Source organism: Cognatiluteimonas profundi, assembly GCF_009792795.1.
Classification (GTDB): domain Bacteria; phylum Pseudomonadota; class Gammaproteobacteria; order Xanthomonadales; family Xanthomonadaceae; genus Cognatiluteimonas; species Cognatiluteimonas profundi.
Map to the genome: position 1 here is coordinate 65,987 of NZ_VKHQ01000001.1, position 19,494 is coordinate 85,480.

At 67.4% G+C, this 19,494-nt stretch carries 19 protein-coding genes; 3 read left to right on the forward strand and 16 right to left on the reverse strand.

What is annotated here, in order from left to right; genetic code table 11:
* Nucleotides 1-11 precede the first annotated feature (11 nt).
* The gene (locus GST15_RS00330; protein ID WP_159015265.1) at nucleotides 12-719 is read left to right on the forward strand and encodes a hypothetical protein; all 708 of its coding nucleotides are present in this window, start codon (nucleotides 12-14) and stop codon (nucleotides 717-719) included.
* A gap of 64 nt (nucleotides 720-783) precedes the next feature.
* On the opposite strand, the gene GST15_RS00335 is transcribed toward GST15_RS00330, so the two are convergent.
* From GST15_RS00335 to GST15_RS00365, 7 genes are all read right to left on the reverse strand, one after another.
* Nucleotides 784-990, reverse strand: coding sequence for a cold-shock protein (locus tag GST15_RS00335; protein WP_159015266.1), 207 nt, complete (start codon nucleotides 988-990; stop codon nucleotides 784-786).
* A 97-nt stretch (nucleotides 991-1,087) separates the two neighbouring features.
* Complete coding sequence (locus GST15_RS00340) at nucleotides 1,088-1,861, reverse strand: S-methyl-5'-thioinosine phosphorylase (RefSeq protein ID WP_425482172.1); 774 nt, start codon at nucleotides 1,859-1,861, stop codon at nucleotides 1,088-1,090.
* A 5-nt stretch (nucleotides 1,862-1,866) separates the two neighbouring features.
* On the reverse strand, nucleotides 1,867-2,418 hold the full coding sequence (locus GST15_RS00345) for a hypoxanthine-guanine phosphoribosyltransferase (protein ID WP_159015267.1): 552 nt from the start codon (nucleotides 2,416-2,418) through the stop codon (nucleotides 1,867-1,869).
* Nucleotides 2,415-3,413 carry a beta-N-acetylhexosaminidase gene (gene nagZ / locus GST15_RS00350; RefSeq protein ID WP_159015268.1) on the reverse strand — a complete coding sequence of 333 codons (999 nt, stop codon included), beginning with the start codon at nucleotides 3,411-3,413 and terminating at the stop codon, nucleotides 2,415-2,417. Before nagZ ends, GST15_RS00345 begins: the two co-directional genes overlap by 4 nt.
* A 101-nt stretch (nucleotides 3,414-3,514) precedes the next feature.
* Nucleotides 3,515-4,876 (reverse strand): 23S rRNA (uracil(1939)-C(5))-methyltransferase RlmD, encoded by a 1,362-nt coding sequence (gene rlmD / locus GST15_RS00355; RefSeq protein ID WP_233263000.1) that lies wholly within the window; start codon nucleotides 4,874-4,876, stop codon nucleotides 3,515-3,517.
* 55 nt (nucleotides 4,877-4,931) lie between these two features.
* A complete protein-coding gene (locus tag GST15_RS00360; protein ID WP_159015270.1) occupies nucleotides 4,932-5,537 on the reverse strand; it encodes a YdbL family probable chaperone protein in 606 nt (201 codons plus the stop codon).
* Between the two features lie 40 nt (nucleotides 5,538-5,577).
* Nucleotides 5,578-7,656 (reverse strand): translocation/assembly module TamB domain-containing protein, encoded by a 2,079-nt coding sequence (locus GST15_RS00365; RefSeq protein WP_159015271.1) that lies wholly within the window; start codon nucleotides 7,654-7,656, stop codon nucleotides 5,578-5,580.
* 45 nt (nucleotides 7,657-7,701) lie between these two features.
* Between GST15_RS00365 and GST15_RS00370 the strand changes: the two genes are divergently transcribed.
* Nucleotides 7,702-8,442: a hybrid sensor histidine kinase/response regulator gene (locus GST15_RS00370; protein WP_159015272.1), complete on the forward strand. Its 741-nt coding sequence runs from the start codon at nucleotides 7,702-7,704 to the stop codon at nucleotides 8,440-8,442.
* On the opposite strand, the gene recO is transcribed toward GST15_RS00370, so the two are convergent.
* From recO to rpoE, 9 genes are all read right to left on the reverse strand, one after another.
* Entirely contained in the window at nucleotides 8,439-9,182 is a 744-nt protein-coding gene (gene recO / locus GST15_RS00375) for a DNA repair protein RecO (RefSeq protein ID WP_159015273.1), read from the reverse strand. The genes GST15_RS00370 and recO overlap by 4 nt on opposite strands.
* 50 nt (nucleotides 9,183-9,232) lie before the next feature.
* On the reverse strand, nucleotides 9,233-10,165 hold the full coding sequence (gene era / locus GST15_RS00380; RefSeq protein ID WP_159015274.1) for a GTPase Era: 933 nt from the start codon (nucleotides 10,163-10,165) through the stop codon (nucleotides 9,233-9,235).
* The gene (rnc, locus tag GST15_RS00385) at nucleotides 10,162-10,845 is read right to left on the reverse strand and encodes a ribonuclease III (RefSeq protein ID WP_159015275.1); all 684 of its coding nucleotides are present in this window, start codon (nucleotides 10,843-10,845) and stop codon (nucleotides 10,162-10,164) included. Before rnc ends, era begins: the two co-directional genes overlap by 4 nt.
* Complete coding sequence (locus tag GST15_RS00390) at nucleotides 10,832-11,212, reverse strand: DUF4845 domain-containing protein (RefSeq protein ID WP_159015276.1); 381 nt, start codon at nucleotides 11,210-11,212, stop codon at nucleotides 10,832-10,834. Before GST15_RS00390 ends, rnc begins: the two co-directional genes overlap by 14 nt.
* Nucleotides 11,213-11,301: 89 nt before the next feature.
* A complete protein-coding gene (gene lepB, locus GST15_RS00395; protein WP_159015277.1) occupies nucleotides 11,302-12,093 on the reverse strand; it encodes a signal peptidase I in 792 nt (263 codons plus the stop codon).
* A 102-nt stretch (nucleotides 12,094-12,195) separates the two neighbouring features.
* Nucleotides 12,196-13,989, reverse strand: a complete 1,794-nt coding sequence (gene lepA / locus GST15_RS00400; protein ID WP_159015278.1) for a translation elongation factor 4 — start codon at nucleotides 13,987-13,989, stop codon at nucleotides 12,196-12,198.
* Between the two features lie 213 nt (nucleotides 13,990-14,202).
* The gene (locus GST15_RS00405; protein WP_159015279.1) at nucleotides 14,203-15,738 is read right to left on the reverse strand and encodes a DegQ family serine endoprotease; all 1,536 of its coding nucleotides are present in this window, start codon (nucleotides 15,736-15,738) and stop codon (nucleotides 14,203-14,205) included.
* Between the two features lie 79 nt (nucleotides 15,739-15,817).
* Nucleotides 15,818-16,669, reverse strand: a complete 852-nt coding sequence (locus GST15_RS00410; RefSeq protein WP_159015280.1) for a sigma-E factor negative regulatory protein — start codon at nucleotides 16,667-16,669, stop codon at nucleotides 15,818-15,820.
* Nucleotides 16,666-17,280 carry an RNA polymerase sigma factor RpoE gene (rpoE, locus tag GST15_RS00415; protein ID WP_159015281.1) on the reverse strand — a complete coding sequence of 205 codons (615 nt, stop codon included), beginning with the start codon at nucleotides 17,278-17,280 and terminating at the stop codon, nucleotides 16,666-16,668. The genes GST15_RS00410 and rpoE overlap by 4 nt, the downstream gene beginning before the upstream one ends.
* A 157-nt stretch (nucleotides 17,281-17,437) precedes the next feature.
* Between rpoE and GST15_RS00420 the strand changes: the two genes are divergently transcribed.
* Nucleotides 17,438-19,489, forward strand: coding sequence for a 3-hydroxyacyl-CoA dehydrogenase NAD-binding domain-containing protein (locus GST15_RS00420; protein ID WP_159015282.1), 2,052 nt, complete (start codon nucleotides 17,438-17,440; stop codon nucleotides 19,487-19,489).
* Nucleotides 19,490-19,494 lie beyond the last annotated feature (5 nt).

Here is a 19,494-nt window from a genome sequence, read left to right on the forward strand (position 1 = left end):
GGGATCGGGCAATGGTCGCGCCAGCACTGCGTCGCAATATCGAACGCCGCATGTACACCACCGCCGCGCTCGTGGCGCTCCTGGTCGTGTTCGCGGGTTTCGCCCGGACCTATTACCTGAAACTCGCATTCGGCACGCCGCCGCTGACGCTGCTGCAGCAGGTGCACGGGTTGGTGATGTCGTCGTGGTTCGTGTTGTTCCTGGTGCAGGTGCAGTTCGTCGCCAGGGGGCGCACCGACCTCCATCGGCGCCTGGGCATCGTGGGCGCCATGCTTGCCGCAGCCGTGCTGGTGATGGGAACGACGACCGCCATCGTCGGAGCCAGGCTGGGTCATTCGCCGGGCCCACCGCCATTGAATTTCCTCGCGGTGCCATTGGGCGACATGACGGTCTTCGCCCTGCTCGTCGGCACCGCCCTGTGGTTCCGACGCCGCAGCGACATCCACAAGCGGCTGATGCTGTTGTCCTGCGTCGGCATCCTGACCGCGGCGATCGCGCGCATCCCGATCCCGCCATTCCACGGCGTCGGGATCCCGGCTTTCTTCCTGACGACCTATGCGCTGGTGATCTCCTGCGTGGCTTACGACACGATCCGCAACCGGCGCTTGCATCCGGCATTCGGATGGGGCGCGCTGTTGATCATCGTGTCCTGGCCGCTGCGCCTGCTGGTGTCGGGAACCGCCGCATGGCTGTCCTTCGCAACGTGGATCACGCACTAGCGGGCGCGACTGCCGGGCAAAAAAAACCCCGCCGAAGCGGGGCATGAAAGCGGGGAGTATTGCTTCAGACGGCAGGCTGTACGCCTGCCGCTTGCGCGCCCTTCGGACCCTGGGTCAATTCATAGCTGACACGCTGCCCTTCCTGCAGGCTGCGGAAACCCTTGGACGCGATTGCCGAAAAATGCACGAACACATCGGCAGTGCCGTCCTCCGGGGCGATGAACCCGAAACCCTTGGCGTCGTTGAACCACTTCACGGTGCCGTATTGCATGACTTGCTGACCTCATGATGGATGCGTTGGCGTGCGCCGGCGCGTGGGGCAGCCTGGTGCACGCGCGGAGTATGCAAAGCAGGGCCCGGCCTGGCAATCACCCCACCAGCATTCCACGCAACACGCGCGCGACGCCCTCTGTGGCCGCGGCAACGTTCGCCAGCACCTCCTCCATGCCGATGACCGCGTCGACGTCGGGCCCCGCCCCAGCCGCCCAATTGGCGACGATGCCGATGCACGCGTAATCGAGGCCCAATTCGCGGGCGAGTGCCGCCTCGGGCATGCCGGTCATGCCGACCAGGTCACAGCCGTCGCGGCGCATCCGGGCGATCTCGGCCCTGGTTTCCAGTCGCGGCCCTTGGGTGGCGCCATAGCAACCGCCATCCACCATGTGGACGTTCGCGCGATGTGCGGCAGCCAATGCCGCCGCGCGCAACGACGCCGTGTAGGGGTCGCCGAAATCCACGTGCACGACCTCGCTGCCTGCTTCCTCGCTGAACGTGCCAATCCGCCCCCAGGTGTAGTCGATCAGCTGGTCCGGACAAACCAGTGCGCGCGGCCCGCAATCGGCCGTGATGCCACCGACCGTGTTGAGCGCCAGCACGCGACGCGCGCCGGCCATCTGCAATGCGACCAGGTTGGCGCGATAGTTGATGCGATGCGGCGGCACCGAATGGCCTTCGCCATGGCGGGCGAGAAAAGCGACCCTGTGGCCATCGAGCGTGCCGATCCGGATCGGCCCCGAAGGCATCCCGTAAGGCGTTTCCTGCCACCAGCTGTCGACGTCGGCCAGCTGCCCCAGCGCGTACACGCCGGTTCCGCCGATGACCGCCAGTTCGATGCCCTGGTCGCTGTCGATGTGGATGGGCACGTCGCTCACAGCGCGTAGATCGCCGGCAGGTTGCGGCCCTGCTCGTGGTAATCCATTCCGTAACCGAAGACATACCGATCGGGAACCTCGACGCCGGCGTAGTCGGCGCGCAAGCCATCGACGCAGCGGTCGTGGCGCTTCACGGCAAGCGCCGCGATCCGCACATCGAGCGCGCCCTCGCCCATGCACCAGTCGCGTACCGCCGCCAGCGTGTGCCCCTCGTCGACGATGTCGTCGACCAGCAACACGCGACGCCCGCGCAGCGACGTGGCGGGCTGGTGTTTCCATTCCACCGCCGCGCCCGACGTCTGCCCGCGATATCGCGTGGCGTGCAGGTAATCGAGCGTGATGGGCTGGCCGAGTTCGCCCAGTGCCAATGCAAGTTGCGCCGCGAACGGCAGGCCACCGTGCATGACCGTCAGGTACAGCGGCACGTCGCCGGCGTAGTCGTTGCGGATGCGGATCGCCATTTCGCCGATGGCGCGCTCGATCTGCGCACGGTCGTGCACGATCCGCGCCTGCGGCAACACGTCGGACAGGATCGGGCTCGATGTCATGCCAGTCCGCCCAACAGCCTGGCCTGCGCCTGCTGGTAATGCGAACCAGCAATCAGACCGTCCCAGCCCATCGCGCCACGCCCGATCAGGCCGATCAGCGCCGCGGTATTGAGGCTGCGGCCGCGCACGGCGGCGAGCGACTCATCGACCAGCTCCGGATGGCAGACCAGCACCACGTCGCAGCCGGCGTCCAGGTGCGCATCCACGCGCGCCTTGATGCCGCCGGCGGAAAACGCCGCCGCCATGCCGATGTCATCGGAGAACACCACGCCGCGGAAGCCCATGTCGCCACGCAGGATGTCGTTGATCCATCGTGGTGAATAGCCGGCGGGTTCCGGCGCGACCTGCGGATAGACGACGTGGGCCATCATCACCGCATCCGCCTTGGCATCGATGCCGGCCACGAACGGCACCAGGTCGAGCGCCCGCAGCTCGTCGAGCGACCGGTCATCCACCGCGGTATCGAAATGGGTGTCTTCCAGCACCGATCCGTGGCCGGGGAAATGCTTCAGCGTCGCCGGCATGCCCGCGGCATGCATGCCACGCACGTAGGCGCGGGTGAAGTCCGCCACGACCTGCGGATCGGCGGAGAACGCGCGATCGCCGATGGCGCGATTGCCGCGGCCCAGGTCGACCACGGGGGCGAAGCTGAGGTCGACGCCGCTGGCGCGGATTTCGCTTGCCATCAACCAGGCATGTTCCTGCGCCAGCGCCAGCGCCGCGGCTGGATCATCCGCATACAGTCGGCCAAATGTCTCCAGCGGCGGAAGCGCGCTGTAGCCGTCGCGGAACCGCTGCACGCGGCCACCTTCCTGGTCCACGCACACGAGTTGCGGCCGCGGGGCTGCCTGGCGGATGGCCTGCGAGAGTTCGGCGACCTGCGTGCGCGAGGCGAAATTGCGCGAGAACAGGATGACGCCCGCGCAGGCATCGTCCTGCAACCAGTCGCGCTCCTGGGCCGTGAGTTCGGTGCCGGCGATGCCGATGACGAGCATCAGGTGTGTCTCCTTCAATCCAGTGGGGGCTGACTCGCCGTATCGCCGCGATGTTACCTTCCGGCGCGCTCCGGCGGCGTTGAGCTGCAGTGCATGTCGATTCAGTCGCGCTCGAACATCGCGATCGATTCCACGTGGGCCGTGTGCGGAAACATGTCCATGACGCCGGCGGCGCGCAGTTTCCAGCCCCGCTCGTTGACCAGGTAACCGGCGTCGCGCGCCAGCGAAGCCGGGTGGCAGCTGACGTAGACGATCCGTTGCAATCCCTTCAGCGGCAGTTGCTTGAGCACGACGTCCGCACCCGAGCGCGGTGGGTCCAGCAGCAGCCGATCGAAGCCCTCGCGCATCCATGGTTGCGCGCGCAGGTCCTGCGCAAGGTCCGCCGCATGGAAGTGGGCATTGTCCAGCTGGTTGTGCCGGGCGTTGTCCAGCGCCCGCTGCACCAGGCCGGCATCTCCCTCCACGCCGACCGCTTCGCGAACCGTTCGCGCCAGTGGCAGCGTGAAGTTGCCAAGCCCGCAGAACAGGTCGAGGACGCGGTCGCCGGGTTGCGCGTCCAGCAACGACAGCGCGCTGGCGATCATCTTCTGGTTCAGGCCGGCGTTGACCTGGATGAAATCCAGCGGACGGAACTGCAGTTCCACGTTCCACTGCGGCAGGCGGAAGGCCAGCGTCGGTGCTTCAGGCCACAAGGCGTGCACCGAGTCGATGCCGCCGGGCTGCAGATAGATCGCGAACGCATGCTCCTTGGCGAATTCGACAAGGGCCGCGCGGTCGGCGTCGCCAAGCGGAACCAGGTGCCGGAACACCAGTGCCACGGTGTCGTCGCCGGCGATGAACTCGACCTGCGGGATCCCGCTGCGCGCATCCATGCCGTCGATCAGCGTCGCCAACGCGGCCACCTTCATCCCGATCTGCGGAATGACGGTATGGCATTCACCCAGGTCGGCGACGAAGCGCGGATCCTGCTCGCGGAAGCCGACCAGCGTCTTGCCCTTCTTCTCGACCCGCCGCACCGAGAAACGCCCCTTGCGACGGTAGCCCCATGCGGCGTCGGTGAGCGGCGGAAGGATCGCTTCGGCGGTGACATGTCCGATGCGCTCGAGGTTCTCCATCAGCACGCCCTGCTTGGCGTGGATCTGCCGGGCTTCGTCCATGTGCTGCAGGGCGCAGCCGCCACAGACGCCGAAGTGGGGGCAACGCGGCGTCACGCGATCCGGTGAGGCCTCGAGGACTTCAACCGTCCTGGCCTCGTCGAAGCTGCGCTGGCGCGCCGTCTGCTGCGCCATGACGCGTTCACCCGGCAATGCGCCGGAGATGAAGATGGCCTTGCCCGATTCGCGCCGCGCGACGCCACGGCCATCATGGGTGAGGCCGGTCACGACGACTTCAAACGGGGTCTGGTCGATGCGGCTCACGGATCGATCGGCGCGGGTGGGGCGCGCATTGTCGCAGACGCACAGGGCCGCGTACCCAATGCGAACGGCCCGCTTTCGCGGGCCGCCCGGGCAATACGGTTTATTTCTGCTTCCAGCCGCCGGAGGCGTCCTGGTACCACCAGCCGCCGTGCGCACTGTCGACCCACTGTTTCGCGAACACCCCGCGGATCTGCGCTTCCCACTCGGGATGGCCGTTGGCAACGGCGACCTCGCGGTAGACGGCCTTGCGGTCGCGGTTGTCGTCGGCCACCGCCTGGTTGACCGCGACCCGATCCTTGAGCTGCAGCTTGCTGGCATCGCGCACGACGATCAGCCCGTCACGGGTGAAGCCCAAGGCGCCGGAATCGAAGCCGGTACGCAGGCTGCCGTCGAATCGTTGCGCCATCCGCGCCTGGATCGACTGGATCACCGGCGTCTTGATGGTGATGTCCGGCGCGCCCTGGGCGTAGGCAGGCGAGATTCCGATCAGCATCAGCGGATCGAAGCGCGGCAGCGTCAGCCCGGCCATGCCACCACCGCCATCGGCAGGCTTCGCCGGTGCAGGTGTCGGTTGGTCGCCGATGACTTTCTCGACGAACTGCTTCGCCGCTGCCTTGGCCTCGGCCGCGGGGAAATACACATTGATCGTGACGCAGGCCGTCAATGCCAGCACGCCGGCAAGCGGCATTCCCATCCAGCGCTTCATCACTGTCTCTCCTCGACGAATACAACAAACAGGATGGCGATCATTGCACGACCGGCTTGACCTCGCCCTTGCTGGCGGCCGACAGCCGCTCGAGCAACGTGGGCCAGTCGACCAGGCGGTTGAATCCCACGACCGTCAGGTGCGGAATGCCCGCTCCTTCCACGATAGTAAAGCCCGCGCCTTCTGAACCGCGCTTGTGCGGCAGCCAGTCGAAGGTACGCTGGCCCGGGGACTGCGCACCGCCGGCATGCAGGCCGTCCATTGCACAGACCTCGTTCTCCAGCTTGCAGGAGATGCCGATCCGGCTGTAGCCGAAGTCGTTGAACAGGCCGATCAGCCGGCTTTGCAGCGTGCTGGTGAAAGACGTGTCGCCCACGCTGGAAATATTCTGCACCGCGCGCTGGCTGATGCGCCGCGGCACGCCACGCACGGACATCGTGTGCAGTTCGGCATCGAAGGCCGTCGCCGTCCAGTCGACCAGGCGCAGCTGGTCGATGCGTCCGGCCAGTCGACCGGTGATGCTGCCGAAGTCGAACACGCCGGTCAGCGCCAACAGGTCGACGTTGTCGATCAGCAGGTCCGCGGTCAGGGACGGCGCCACGCCGAACGGACGCTCCATCGCCAGCGACGACGCCTGCACCGTGCCACCAAACAGCTGCATGGTCAGGCCGCCATCGAATGCGAGGCGCTCACTGGCGTAGTGGGCGTTGGGAATGCGCCCGCTCAACTCGCCCTTGAACGCCGGCCAGTCGAGTGCCTTGGCGAGCTTCCCGATGTCCAGCCGATCCAGCTGCAATCCGAAACGGATGTCCGCGCCGGCGTCGCCAGCAGGCGGGCGGAACGTCAGGTGATCGAAGCCCAGCGTGCCGCCCAATGCCGGAACCGTCACGTCGTCGCGCAGGTGGACTTCGCCCTGGCTGCTGTCGAGGACCAGGCGGGATTGCGCGAAGTCGATGCCGTACAGCTGCCCCGCCTTCCATTCCAGCGTACCGGTGACCGGGGATGTCGCGGAAAAGCGCGGTGCGCCATCCAGCCCATCGAAACGGAACCGGCCTTTCGCATCAACGATATCCACGTTGTGCAGCATCAACGCCGCGTCCTGCAGCCGGGCGTCCTGGATGCGCACGTCGGCATCGGCCGCGCCAGCCAGCGTCAGGTCGGCCAGTCCAGCCACTGCCAGCCAACCCGACAGGTAACGGCTCGCAAGCGGCGCCACGTCGGCGCTATGTGCATGCAGGTCCAGCGCCTGCAGGGATGTGTCCGTGCCGAAGGCCGCGCTCCCGGTCGCGAGCAGCGTGTCGCCATCGCGCCACTGGATGACGGGCAACTGCCATCCCGCGCCTTTGTGCTGGTTTGCATCGATGCGCAGGCCGACGTCGGTGTCGGGCAAGGCGACATACGCATTGCCGACGAGGAAGGCGCCGCCGCGCAATGGGCCGTCCAGGCGCACGGTCGTCTGCGCCGGCGTCTTGCGATAGTCGAGCGTGAAGCGACCGCCGAGATGCTCCCCGGCGATGGTCGCATCGGGCGTGTCGAAGGCCGCATCGCTGAACTGCAACGCGCCACTGACGTCCAGCGGCCGCCCGGTCGGTGCATGCACGCGCAGGCGCGCATCCAGCGTGCCCGATTTCATCTGCCCGGCCTGCCAGGCCTGCGAGAGCAATGCCTGGGCCCACCGCAAGGGCACATGCGTCAGGTCTACCAGGGTGTCGTCCGGCGTCGCCGCACCGCGCTCGATGGACAGCATGCCCCTGCCCTGCGTCAGCGCCGCCCGCGTCGTCGAAGGACCGAGATCGACGGCCAGTGCCATGGCGGGAGATCGTCCGCTGCGCAGCTCGCCCGCACATTGCCAGCGACCGGCCGCAGGCCGCCGCAACCCGCAGCGCCAGGTCAGGTCACGAAAGTGGTAGCCCATGTCGGCGGCATCCAGGCGCCGTGCGGTGAGGACCAGCTCGCCCTGCGACGCCTCGGCCGGCCAGTCCAGGCGCACCTGCACGTCGTCCATCATCGCGACGGGTGTGACGACATGGTCGACATGCATCCGCACGCTGCGCGCGATCGCCGGTGACGCCGGCAACCACGCCAGCACGCACGCAATCGGGAGCAGCAGGGTTACCATCGGCCGGACCATGCAGGCAAGCATACCGATGACAGGCAGGCCACGATGACAACGCGCATCCTGCTGGTCGAGGACGACCCGGTGAGTCGCGCGTTCCTGGGCGCCGCCGCCGAAGCGCTGCCGGCCATCGTCGACGTCGCCGGGACCTGCGCCGCCGCGATGGACTGTGCGATGCATGGCGCGCACGACCTGTGGCTGATCGACGCGAACCTGCCAGACGACACCGGCGCCGCCCTGCTCTCCCGCCTGCGTGCGCGCTTCCCGGCAACGCCAGCGCTGGCGCATACGGCCAGCGAACATCCGGACGATCATGCGGCGCTGCTGGCGGCGGGTTTCATCGAGGTGCTGGTCAAGCCGATCGCGGTGCTCGACCTGCAGACAGCGATCTGCCGCACGCTGGGCTTCGACCGGGCGATCCCCGACGGCGGAGCGCGATTGTGCGCGAACCTCCCCGACTGGGACGATGCCGCTGCGCTGGCCGCACTGAAGGGCGAGCAGGCGCACGTGCTCGCACTGCGAGGCTTGTTCCTCGACGACCTGGCGCTGCAGCGCGAAACCGTCGTCGAGGCGTTGCGCAATGGCGACCCGCAGCGCGCGCAGCGCAGCCTGCACATGCTGCGCGCGAGTTGCGGTTTCGTCGGCGCCGCGAAGCTGGGTGATGCAGTGCGGGCACTGGAATCCGAGCCACAATCCACCCTTGCACTGGGTCGCTTCCAGGCGGCGGTCGATGCGCTGCTCAGCCAGGACCGCATTGCCGCCACGGCGGCCGCAACTGCGCGAACCTAATCCGGATCCGGCGCCCGCGGCGTGAGCCGGCCGAGTTCGCCCAGCATGTCCCAGGACTTGAGGCCGCGGCCACCCAGCAACTGCAGCAGCACCGGTCGCAGTGCCCGCCGCAGTCCGGCAAGGTCGTCGGCATCGGGCTTGTCGTCCGCGGCGAGCGACAACAGCGCCCGGCCCGTCGCCGCGGCGCTGCGGTCATCATGGCCGCGGTCGCTGAGCAGCCGGCGTGGGCCGTGCTCCGGATCCAGCCGGTAACGCGCGGCCGGGTCGATCGATGCCCCGTCGCCATCGTGGTCGAAGGGAAATCCGAATCCGAGGGCATCCAGCAGGTCGCGCTCGAATCGACGCAGGCTCCACGCGATCGAGGACTCCGCGCCAAGGCGTCGCCGAACCATCCCATACGCGTCGAACAGCTCGGGAAGCGGATCCTGCCGGGGCGCCAGCCGCAGCACCAGCTCGTTGATGTAGAACGCGGCCAGCGTCGCCTCGCCAACGAGTTGCGGCGCGGCATCCAGCGCTTCGGCCGAGCGCAGTTGCGCCAGTTCGCCGCGCTGCACGGCATCCACCCGGATGTACTGCAGCGGCTGCAAGGCCGCGCGCATGACCTGTCGCTTCGGCCCCTGCACCCCGCGCGCCAGCAAGCCGAGCCGCCCGTGGTTCTCGCTAAGGACCTCGATCAGCAGGCTGGTCTCACGCCAGGGGCGCGCGTGCAGGACATAGGCCGGTTCGTTGTCGATGCGCATGGTCGCTGGCCATCAACCCGCGGGGTTCCGGGCGCCTGCGGGCAACCGGATCAGTCGTGGTAACCCAGCGTGCGCAATGCGGCTTCGTCGTCCGACCAGCCCTCGCGCACGCGCACCCATGTCTCGAGGAACACCTTGTTGCCGAACAGGCGTTCCATCTGCTCGCGTGCGCGACTGCCGATCTCGCGCAGGCGGGTGCCGCCCTTGCCGATCACGATGGCCTTCTGCCCGTCGCGCTCGACCCAGATCACCGCGCCGATGCGCAGCAGGTGCCCGCCAGGCGTGTTGCGCAACGGCTCCTCGACGAAGCTTTCGATCTCGACCGTGGTCGAGTACGGCAACTCCGCGCCGAGCTGGCGCATCAGCTGTTCGCGCACCAATTCACCGGCCAGGAAACGCTGGCTCTTGTCGGTGATCTCGTCGTCGGCATAGAGCGCAGGCTGCTGCGGCATCAGTTGCAGCAAGGTGGACACCAATGGTTCGAGTCCCTTGCGCTTGAGCGCGGAAATTGGATGCACGGCGTCAAATTCGCGCCCGGCGTTGACCTCTTCCAGGAACGGCAGCAACGCCGACTTGTCCTTGATGCGATCCACCTGGTTGACGGCCAGCACCACCGGCACGCCGGCGGATTTCAACGCTTCGTAGGCCAGCGTGTCGCCATCGTCCCAACGTCCCGCCTCGATCACCAGCACGGCGGCGTCGACGCCTTCCAGTGCTCCGCGCGCGGCGCGGTTCATCCAGCGATGCATCGCCGACGCGGTGGCCTTGCCTTGGTCGCGGTGGATGCCCGGCGTATCGACCAGCAACAGCTGCCCGTTGTCGAAGCTGGCAATGCCCAGCAGGCGGTGCCGTGTCGTCTGCGGCCGGCTGGAGGTGATGCTGACCTTCGCCCCGACCAGTGCATTGACCAGCGTCGACTTGCCGACATTGGGCCGCCCGATCACGGCGACGTGACCTGCGCGGAAACCTTCCTGCGTACTCATTCCAGTGCGATCCGTTGCAGCGCAGCCTCGGCGGCGGCCTGTTCGGCCGCCCTGCGCGAGGTGCCACTACCTTCAGTGGCGATAGTGGGGTCGGCCAGGGTGCAGCCGACGCGAAAACGCTTGTCGTGCTCGTCGCCCGACTCCTCCAGCAGGACGTACACCGGAAGCGCCCGCTGGCGCGCCTGCAGCCATTCCTGCAGCCGCGTCTTGGCGTCCTTGCCGACCTGGTGCAGTGGAGGCAGCGCTGCCAGCAGCGGTTCGAACCACTGCAGCACCGTGTTCCTGCAGGCATCCAGGCCGCCGTCCAGGTACAAGGCTGCAATCACGGCTTCCAGCGCATCGGCCAGGATGGAGTCGCGGCGATGTCCGCCGGTCTTCATCTCGCCGGGCCCCAGGTTGAGGCGCGCACCCAGGTCCAGGCTGCGCGCGACCGCGGCCAGCGCCGATTCACGCACCAGCTCGGCGCGCGCCCGTGTCATCGCGCCTTCGTCCGCCTTGGGCCAGCGTGCGTACAGCTGCTCGGCGATGATCAGGTTGAGCAGCGCGTCACCGAGGAATTCGAGACGCTCGTTGTGCGGACTGCCGGCGCTGCGATGGCTCAGCGCCTGGGTCAGCAGGCTGCCGTCGGCGAAGGCGTGGCCCTCGAAGACGGCAGCATGGGAGGGATTACTCGTCGCCACCGCGCCGGGTCATGTTCTCGGTCGCGTGGAACTTGCCGACGACGTCCAGGTTGTAGATGAGGGGCTTGCGCACCTCATAGTCGACGTCCATCTGCCAGCCTGCGTCGATCCGCTTGATCTTCACGTGCTCGGGCTTCACGTCTTCCGCGTAGCTGATGTACAGCCGACGGAAAAACGAATCCTCGATCTTGGCCGGATCCTGGTCGGCGATGCCTGGCTCCGCAGCTAGCCCCTTGAGCGCCTGCTTGACCGCGTAGTACTCCGAATACATGGGAAGCAGCTTCATGCCGACATAGGCGAACAGCCCCACCACCCCCAGGACGATCACAAACCCGATCAGGGTCATTCCGCTTTGCGTACGCTTCATTGCCTTTCCCCTCGTGCGACCTGCGTCGTTGTCGGCCAGCCTACAGAACTCCGTCCGCGAAACCGGGAACCCATCCCGGGGTCGCGCACTTACGGAATCCTGCTCCCAATCCGGTCGAAGTTCACCCCACCGGCACTGCGGTCCCAGCTCATCCAGATCAGGAACGCCTTCCCGCGCAGGTCCGCCTCGGGCAGGAAGCCCCAGAACCGGCTGTCCTCACTGTTGTCACGATTGTCGCCCATGACGAAGTAGTTCCCGGCCGGGACCGTCCACTGGCCCTCGCCCTGGACGAAATACGGCCGATCGTCGCGCTCGAGCACCGGGTGCGGTCGGCCGGGCAGCTGCTCGGTCAGCAGCCGCGCGCCGCTCTCGTCCGTTTCCTGGCCATTGCCGACGTAGCGGCCAACCATTCTGTATTGCAGGGGCTCGCCGTTCACATAGACGGTGTCGTTGCGATAGGCAATGGTGTCCCCGGGCAAGCCGATCACGCGCTTGATCCAGTCCTCGTCGGGATGCTGCGGTGGACGGAAGACGACGACATCGCCGCGTTTCGGCTCGCCGGTCCCGATGAACTTCTGGTTGGTGATCGGCAGCCGCAAACCGTACGCGAACTTGTTGACCAGGATGAAGTCGCCGATCAGCAATGTCGGGATCATCGAGCCGGACGGAATGCGGAAGGGTTCGGCGACGAAGCTGCGCAGGCACAGCACCACGGCGAGCACGGGGAAGAACGCCTTCGCATAGTCGACGACGATTGGTTCGGTCGGTTCCAGCAGGCCGGCGCGTGCCGCCCGGCGCTTGGCGAGATACAGCTTGTCCAGCAGCCAGACCGCGCCGGTGAACAGCGTCAGTGCCACGAGGGCGATTTCAAACCAACGCATACCCGCTCCTGTTGTTGACGCATCTGTCGTCATGCGACGGTCCGGCCAAGCCGGACGTGATGCCGGCCATGGTCATGGCCAGCACGGATTGTTGGGACCGGTTTACTTGTTGTCCACCTGCAGCACGGCCAGGAAGGCCTCCTGCGGGATTTCCACGCGGCCGACCTGCTTCATGCGCTTCTTGCCCGCTTTCTGCTTCTCGAGCAGCTTCTTCTTGCGCGACGCGTCGCCGCCGTAGCACTTGGCCAGCACGTTCTTGCGCATGGCCTTGACGGTCGTTCGCGCGATGACCTGCGCACCGACCGCGGCCTGGATGGCGACGTCGAACATCTGGCGCGGGATCAGCTCGCGCATCTTCTCCGCGATCTCGCGACCACGCCGATCCGCATGCGCGCGATGCACGATCAGGCTCATGGCATCGACCTTGTCGCCGTTGATCAGCGTGTCGACGCGCACGAACGGGCCGGCATCGAAGCGGATCAGGTGGTAGTCCAGCGACGCGTAGCCGCGCGACACCGACTTCAGCCGGTCGAAGAAGTCCAGCACGACTTCCGCCATCGGCAATTCGTAACTGATCTGCACCTGGCTGCCCAGGTACTGGATGCCCTGCTGGGAGCCGCGCTTTTCCTCGCACAGGGTGATGATGTTGCCGACGTAATCCGGCGGGGTGAGGATCGTCGCGAGGATGATCGGCTCGCGGATTTCCTGCAGCCGGTTCGGCGGCGGCAGCTTCGCCGGATTGTCCAGCGGCAGGACGGTGCCGTCGGTCAGCAGCACCTCGTAGATCACCGTGGGCGCGGTGGTGACGAGGTTGAGGTCGTATTCGCGCTCGAGCCGCTCCTGGACGATCTCCAGGTGCAGCATGCCGAGGAAGCCGCAGCGGAAGCCGAAGCCCATCGCCTCGGAGGATTCGGGCTCGAAGCGCAGCGCCGCATCGTTGAGCCGCAGCTTTTCCAGCGCCTCGCGCAGCGCCGGATAGTCGTCCGACTCCACCGGGAACAGCCCGGCGAATACACGCGGCTGCATCTCCTGGAATCCGGGCAGCGGACTGTCCGCCGGCAGCGCCGCCGACGTCAGCGTGTCGCCGACTGGCGCGCCATGCACGTCCTTGATCGACGCGTTGACCCAGCCCACCTCGCCGGCGCCGAGCCGGGCGAGATCCGTGCGCTTGGGCGTGAACACGCCGACCTTGTCGACCAGATGGGTGCGCCCGGTCGACATCACCAGGATCTTGTCGCCCGGCTTGATCTCGCCCTGCATGACGCGCACCAGCGACACCACGCCGAGGTAGTTGTCGAACCACGAATCGATGATCAGCGCCTGCAGGCGATCGCTGCCGCGCGGCTTGGGCGGCGGGATGCGCAGCACGATCGCTTCCAGCACGTCGATGACGTTGAGCCCCGTCTTCGCGCTGATGGCGACGGCATCCTCGGCGTCGATGCCGATGACGGCCTCGATCTCCTTCTTGACGCGCTCGATGTCGGCCGTCGGCAGGTCGATCTTGTTGAGCACCGGGACGACTTCGAGTCCCTGCTCCACCGCCGTGTAGCAGTTGGCGACCGACTGCGCCTCGACACCCTGCGCGGCATCGACCACCAGCAGCGCGCCCTCGCAGGCGGCGAGCGAGCGCGACACTTCGTAACTGAAGTCGACATGCCCGGGCGTGTCGATGAAATTCAACTGGTAGGTCTCGCCATCGCGCGCGGTGTAGGGCAGCGATACCGACTGGGCCTTGATGGTGATGCCGCGCTCGCGCTCGATCGGATTGGAATCCAGGACCTGCGCTTCCATCTCGCGGTCCTGCAGGCCGCCGCACAACTGGATGATGCGGTCGGCGAGCGTCGACTTGCCGTGGTCGACATGGGCAATGATCGAGAAATTGCGGATTTTCCGCATCCGATCATTCTGTTTGGGGTCTGGCTGCATGTACCTTGCTGCGTGCGGGGCGCAAGCGCGCCAATGGGTCGGGATAACACACCATTGTCGCATGGCGGGGCCTGCAACCCGCCCGCACGGCGCGAGGCGGCGTCCTGCCCGCGAAGCAGGACGCGAGGAAACGGATCGTGGCCGCCGGGTGGACGCTGCACCCGGGCGGGCCCTGCGGCTGGCCTATCCGCGCGCGTCGTTGGCGCGCGGCGTCACCGCGACAAACTGGGTCGCGTCGCCGCGGCGGACCAGCAGCATGACGGTCTGGCCGGCCTTGACGTGGGCCAGTTCGCGATCCAGCGCAGCCGGGCTGCCGACCTGCGTCCGCCCGATCGACAGCACCACGTCGCCAGGCTGCAGCCCGGCAGTGCGTGCGGCGAGGCCGTCGACCCGGGCGATCGCCACTCCCTGGTCGGGCTTGAGCCCCATCTGCCTGCGGTCATCGGCGTCCAGCGGCTGCGCCACCAGCCCCAGGGGATTGGAGGACGCACCGCGTTGCGACTGTCCGCCCTGGGCAGGGGCCACGTTGGCGACGCCATCACTCAACTGCGTCAGCGTGAGGTCGACTTCGCGCGGCTTGCCTTCACGCAGCACGGTCAATTGCGCACGGCTCCCCGGCGCCAGCGCACCGACCAGTGGCGGCAGTTCACTGGAGTCGTTGATGGTGGTGCCATTGAAGCTGCGGATGACATCACCGGGCTCCAAGCCCGCTTTTTCCGCCGCGCTGCCGGGCGCGACGTTGACGATCAGCGCTCCGCGCGCATCGGGCAGTCCCAGTCCGCGCGCATCGTCGGCGCCGACCTGCTGCACGTTCACGCCGATCTGCCCGCGCGCGACCCTGCCGGTGGCCTTGAGCTGCTTGACCGCGCTCATCGCAACATCGATCGGGATGGCGAAGCTCACGCCCATGTAGCCGCCCGAGTTGCTGAAGATCTGCGAATTGATGCCGACGACTTCGCCGCGCGTGTTGAGCAGCGGGCCGCCGGAATTACCGCGATTGATCGCAACGTCGGTCTGGATGAACGGAACGTAGCGCTGGTTGGCATAGGGATTGCTGCGACCGACCGCGCTGACGATGCCCGCGGTGACCGAATGATCGAGCCCGAACGGCGAACCGATCGCCACCACCCACTGCCCTGGACGCAGCAGGTTGGAATCGCCCAGTCGCAGCGTCGGCAGGCCCGTCGCCGCGATCTTCAGCAGCGCCACGTCGGATTGCTCATCGCTGCCGACCACCTTGGCGATGAATTCGCGACGGTCCGACAGGCGCACCTTCACCTGGTCCGCACCATCGACGACATGCCGGTTGGTCAGGACGTAGCCGTCGCCGGAGATGACGAAGCCCGTTCCCATCGCGATACCGCCGCCTCGCGCCCGCGGCTCGCCCGGCTGCATGCCCGGCGGCAGGTCCTGCCCGAAGAAGCGCCGGAAGAAATCGGGCATGTCGTCCTCGCCCGGCACCTGCGCCTGCGCCTGCTCGTTCGCGCCACCGCCCATTCGCGCCTCGACGTTGACGACGCCCGGGCCGACCTGATCCACCAGGTTGGTGAAGTCCGGAAGCCCAACGAGCTGGGGTGCGGGGGATGGCGACTGCGCGGTCGCCGGGAGCAGGACCACGGCGCTGGTCGCAGCGGCGGTCGCGACCACCAGCGCCAGTGCGCGGACGCGGGGCAGGCTCAGGAAGGCAGGCAAGGGACGGCGGGCGGGCGATGGGGACATCGAAACGTTTCCTCGGGCAGTCGCAATGGAGGATGAGGAGGAAAGTCCACCTCGTTGTCAGCGATGGGGCTTTGCGGGATCAGAGATGCGGGGCGTTGTCCGTCGGCTCTGGCACGCCGCGCGGCGCGAACGGGTACAAGGCAGGCGTGACCGCCTGGTGCGTGCCGTAGTCGACCGTGAATGCCCCGGCGGCAGAGGATGTCGGCAGCAACGCACGCGGCCACGGACGATTGGGCAGGTTGATGTGCTGACCGGAGAACGGATCGATGGCAACAGTAGCGACGGCCGTATTGGCCACGGCGCGCGGAACTGGTGTGCGGATGGCCGCACGCTGGCTCTGCGCGCGCGATCGACGGGCACCCAGGCGGCGCGGAACGTCCGCGGCGGCCAGCGCGGTGGCCAGTTCGCCGGCCTGCGCAGGGACGCGATCCGGAGACGGGGTCACGACCGCCGGAGGGGTAGCAGGTGCGGGAGCGGGAGTTGGCGCCGCGGCGATGTCGGGATTCGATTGCGCGACGGCAGGGGCTGCTTCCTGCGGCTGGCGGGCCAGCAGCAAGGCGATCACCGCCGCCGACGCTGCGAGGGCGGCACCACCACCCCACCGGAGGCGACGCGAGCCATCGGCAACAGACCGTCGCTTCGGCTCCCTCGCCACCGCCGCCGCAACGCCCGCGGCAAAATGCGCGGGGAGCGGCAGCTCCACGTTGCCCCGCAGGATGTCGCCGGCCTGTTGCCAGCGTTCCCAGCAACCGAGCAGCTGCGGATCATGCTGCAGCCGTCGCAGCAGGAATCGCGCCTCGTCCGGCGGCAACTCTCCGTCCAGCAGCGCTGACAGCTGCTGCCGGTGGTGATCCAGAATCCTGTCCTGGGGAATCCTGCCCTGGTTCTGGGCGGAACCGGGATCGGCGTCATGTCTGTCGTTGGGCGTCATCGGCTGGCACGCTCCGTAAGTGATCCATCCATCAAGGGCTGCATTTCGAGATCGATCGCTTCGCGGGCACGGAAGATGCGCGAGCGCACCGTTCCGATCGGGCAATCCATCTTCTTTGCGATCTCTTCGTAACTCAGGCCTTCGACTTCGCGCAGCGTGATCGCGACGCGGAGCTCTTCGGGCAATGCTTCGACCGCGCGCATCAGCGTTTGTTCCAGTTGCTGGCGCATGAGTTCGCGTTCGGGGGTGTCGTTGTCGCGCAGGCGCATGCCTGATGCGAACTGCTCCGCGTCCTCGACGTCGATGTCGTCGGTGGGCGGGCGGCGCTTGTTGGCGACAAGGTGGTTCTTTGCTGTGTTCACGGCAATCCGGTGCAGCCATGTGTAGAACTGCGCGTCGCCACGGAAGTTGCCAAGCGCCCGGTATGCGCGCAGGAAGGTTTCCTGCGCCACGTCCTGGCACTCGCTCCAGTCGGCGATGTAACGGCCGATCAGGCCGGCGATCCGGTGCTGGTACTTGCGCACCAGCAGGTCGAATGCCGCGCTGTCGCCCCGCTGCACACGCCTGACCAGCTCCTGGTCGAGCTCCTGTGACAACTCCACTTCGGCCATGCCGCGCCGGCACTCCTGCATGTCGGCCCGGTACAAACCGGGCAGTGGGACAACGTATGGACGGAAAAGTTCACCCGCATGCTTGATGGGGCCGGATTGACGACAATCAAATGCGGCCACGATCATACTGACATCCCGTACCGCTTCGGATGGTCCCATGGCCGTTGGCTTCGACGGGCTGCGCTTTGAACACTGGCAGGTCGAAACCGGCGCCGACGGCGTCGTCCTGGTCGCCATCGACCGCGCCGGCCAGGCCGTCAATGCGCTGTCGCAGGACATGCTGATCGAGCTCGACGCGTTGGTGGAGCGGCTGACGATCGATCCGCCGCGCGGCGTCGTGTTCCGGTCAGGCAAGGCCTCGGGCTTCGTGGCGGGCGCCGATATCCGCGAATTCCGCGACTTCGATGCGCGGGGCACGGTCAAGGACGCGCTCTTCCGCGGCCAGCAGGTCTTCCAGAAAATCGCCGACCTTCCCTGCCCCACGGTCGCCGCCATCCACGGCTACTGCATGGGCGGCGGCACCGAGCTGGCGCTTGCGTGCCGCTATCGCGTCGCCTCGAGCGATCCATCGACCCGGATCGGCCTACCCGAAGTAAAACTCGGCATCTACCCGGGCTGGGGCGGCAGCGTGCGCCTGCCGCGCCTGGTCGGCGCCCCCGCCGCGATGGACCTGATGTTGACCGGGCGCACGCTGTCGGCCACGGCCGCACGGGCCGCCGGGCTGGTCGACAAGGTGGTCGACGCACCCATGCTCATCGACACGGCGATCGCACTCGCCCTCGATCCCAGGCCACGGTTGTTCCAACAACGATTCCAGGCATGGGCCACCAACACATGGCTCGCGCGGCAGATCCTCGCGCCGATGCTGGTCAAGCAGGTGTCGCGAAAGGCGCGCAGGGAACACTATCCGGCGCCCTATTCCCTCATCGACACCTGGCGGCGCACTGGCGGCGGCATCCAGTCGCGCCTGGCCGCGGAACGCAAGTCGGTGGCCAGGCTCGCGGCCACGCCGACGGCGCGCAACCTGACCCGCGTGTTCTTCCTGCAGGAGCGACTCAAGGCCCTGGGTGGCAAGGACAGCGGCATCCGGCGCGTACATGTCGTCGGCGCCGGCGTCATGGGCGGCGATATCGCGGCATGGTCCGCGTACAAGGGCTTCGATGTCACCCTGACCGATCGCGAGCAGCCGATCATCGCTGCGGCATTGGCCCGTGCCCAGGAATTGTTCGCACGCAAGGTGCGCGACGACACCAAACGTCCGGAAGTTTCAGCGCGCCTCGTAGCCGATCCCGACGGCGCGGGCGCGGCGCAGGCCGACCTGGTGATCGAGGCCATCGTCGAGCGTGCGCAGGCCAAGCGCGAGTTGTATGCGCAAGTCGAACCACGGATGAAGCCCGACGCCTTGCTGACGACCAACACGTCGTCGATCCCGCTGGTGGAGTTGCGCGAAGTCGTCCAGCGCCCGGCGCAGTTCGCCGGGCTGCACTACTTCAATCCGGTCGCATTGATGCCGCTGGTCGAGATCGTGCGGCACGACCTGCTCGCGGCCGATACCGAGCGTCGCCTCGCTGCCTTCTGCAGGAGCATCGACAAGCTGCCGGTTCCGGTCGCGGGGACACCGGGCTTCCTGGTGAACCGCGTGTTGTTCCCGTACCTGCTCGAGGCCGCGACCGCATTCGCCGAAGGGATTCCCGGTCGGGCCATCGATTCGGCAGCGACCCGCTTCGGCATGCCGATGGGACCGATCGAGTTGATCGACACGGTCGGCCTGGACGTCGCCACGGGCGTCGCGGGCGAGCTCGGCCCCTTCCTCGGGCTGGAGATTCCCGCCGCGCTGTCGATCACGCCGGAAGCCGGCAGGCGCGGAAAGAAGGACGGCCACGGCCTGTATCGCTGGGAGAACGGCAAACCGGTCAAGCCGGAGACCGCGAAGGACTACAAGCCGCCCGCTGACCTGCAGGATCGCCTGATGCTGCCCCTGCTCAACGAAGCCGTCGCCGCGTTGCATGACGGCGTGGTCGCCGATGCGGACCTGCTGGATGCGGGCGTGATCTTCGGAACGGGATTCGCGCCCTTTCGCGGCGGCCCGATCCAGTACATCCGCGAGACAGGCGCCGATGCGCTGCTGGCGACACTCGAGGCGCTGCGCTCGCGCCACGGAGAGCGGTTCCGCGCGCGTCCAGGCTGGGATTCACCCGCGCTGCGTTGACCGAC

Bases quoted from the DNA above. Each gene is read 5' to 3' on its own strand.
- era (WP_159015274.1), bottom strand. From the start codon at position 10,165: ATGAGTACGCAGGAAGGTTTCCGCGCAGGTCACGTCGCCGTGATCGGG.
- GST15_RS00410 (WP_159015280.1), bottom strand. From the start codon at position 16,669: ATGACGCCCAACGACAGACATGACGCCGATCCCGGTTCCGCCCAGAAC.
- GST15_RS00390 (WP_159015276.1), bottom strand. From the start codon at position 11,212: ATGAAGCGTACGCAAAGCGGAATGACCCTGATCGGGTTTGTGATCGTC.
- rpoE (WP_159015281.1), bottom strand. From the start codon at position 17,280: ATGGCCGAAGTGGAGTTGTCACAGGAGCTCGACCAGGAGCTGGTCAGG.
- GST15_RS00360 (WP_159015270.1), bottom strand. From the start codon at position 5,537: ATGAAGCGCTGGATGGGAATGCCGCTTGCCGGCGTGCTGGCATTGACG.
- GST15_RS00365 (WP_159015271.1), bottom strand. From the start codon at position 7,656: ATGGTAACCCTGCTGCTCCCGATTGCGTGCGTGCTGGCGTGGTTGCCG.
- nagZ (WP_159015268.1), bottom strand. From the start codon at position 3,413: ATGCTCGTCATCGGCATCGCCGGCACCGAACTCACGGCCCAGGAGCGC.
- GST15_RS00420 (WP_159015282.1), top strand. From the start codon at position 17,438: ATGGCCGTTGGCTTCGACGGGCTGCGCTTTGAACACTGGCAGGTCGAA.
- GST15_RS00370 (WP_159015272.1), top strand. From the start codon at position 7,702: ATGACAACGCGCATCCTGCTGGTCGAGGACGACCCGGTGAGTCGCGCG.
- GST15_RS00330 (WP_159015265.1), top strand. From the start codon at position 12: ATGGTCGCGCCAGCACTGCGTCGCAATATCGAACGCCGCATGTACACC.
- lepB (WP_159015277.1), bottom strand. From the start codon at position 12,093: ATGCGTTGGTTTGAAATCGCCCTCGTGGCACTGACGCTGTTCACCGGC.
- GST15_RS00335 (WP_159015266.1), bottom strand. From the start codon at position 990: ATGCAATACGGCACCGTGAAGTGGTTCAACGACGCCAAGGGTTTCGGG.
- GST15_RS00405 (WP_159015279.1), bottom strand. From the start codon at position 15,738: ATGTCCCCATCGCCCGCCCGCCGTCCCTTGCCTGCCTTCCTGAGCCTG.
- GST15_RS00345 (WP_159015267.1), bottom strand. From the start codon at position 2,418: ATGACATCGAGCCCGATCCTGTCCGACGTGTTGCCGCAGGCGCGGATC.
- recO (WP_159015273.1), bottom strand. From the start codon at position 9,182: ATGCGCATCGACAACGAACCGGCCTATGTCCTGCACGCGCGCCCCTGG.
- lepA (WP_159015278.1), bottom strand. From the start codon at position 13,989: ATGCGGAAAATCCGCAATTTCTCGATCATTGCCCATGTCGACCACGGC.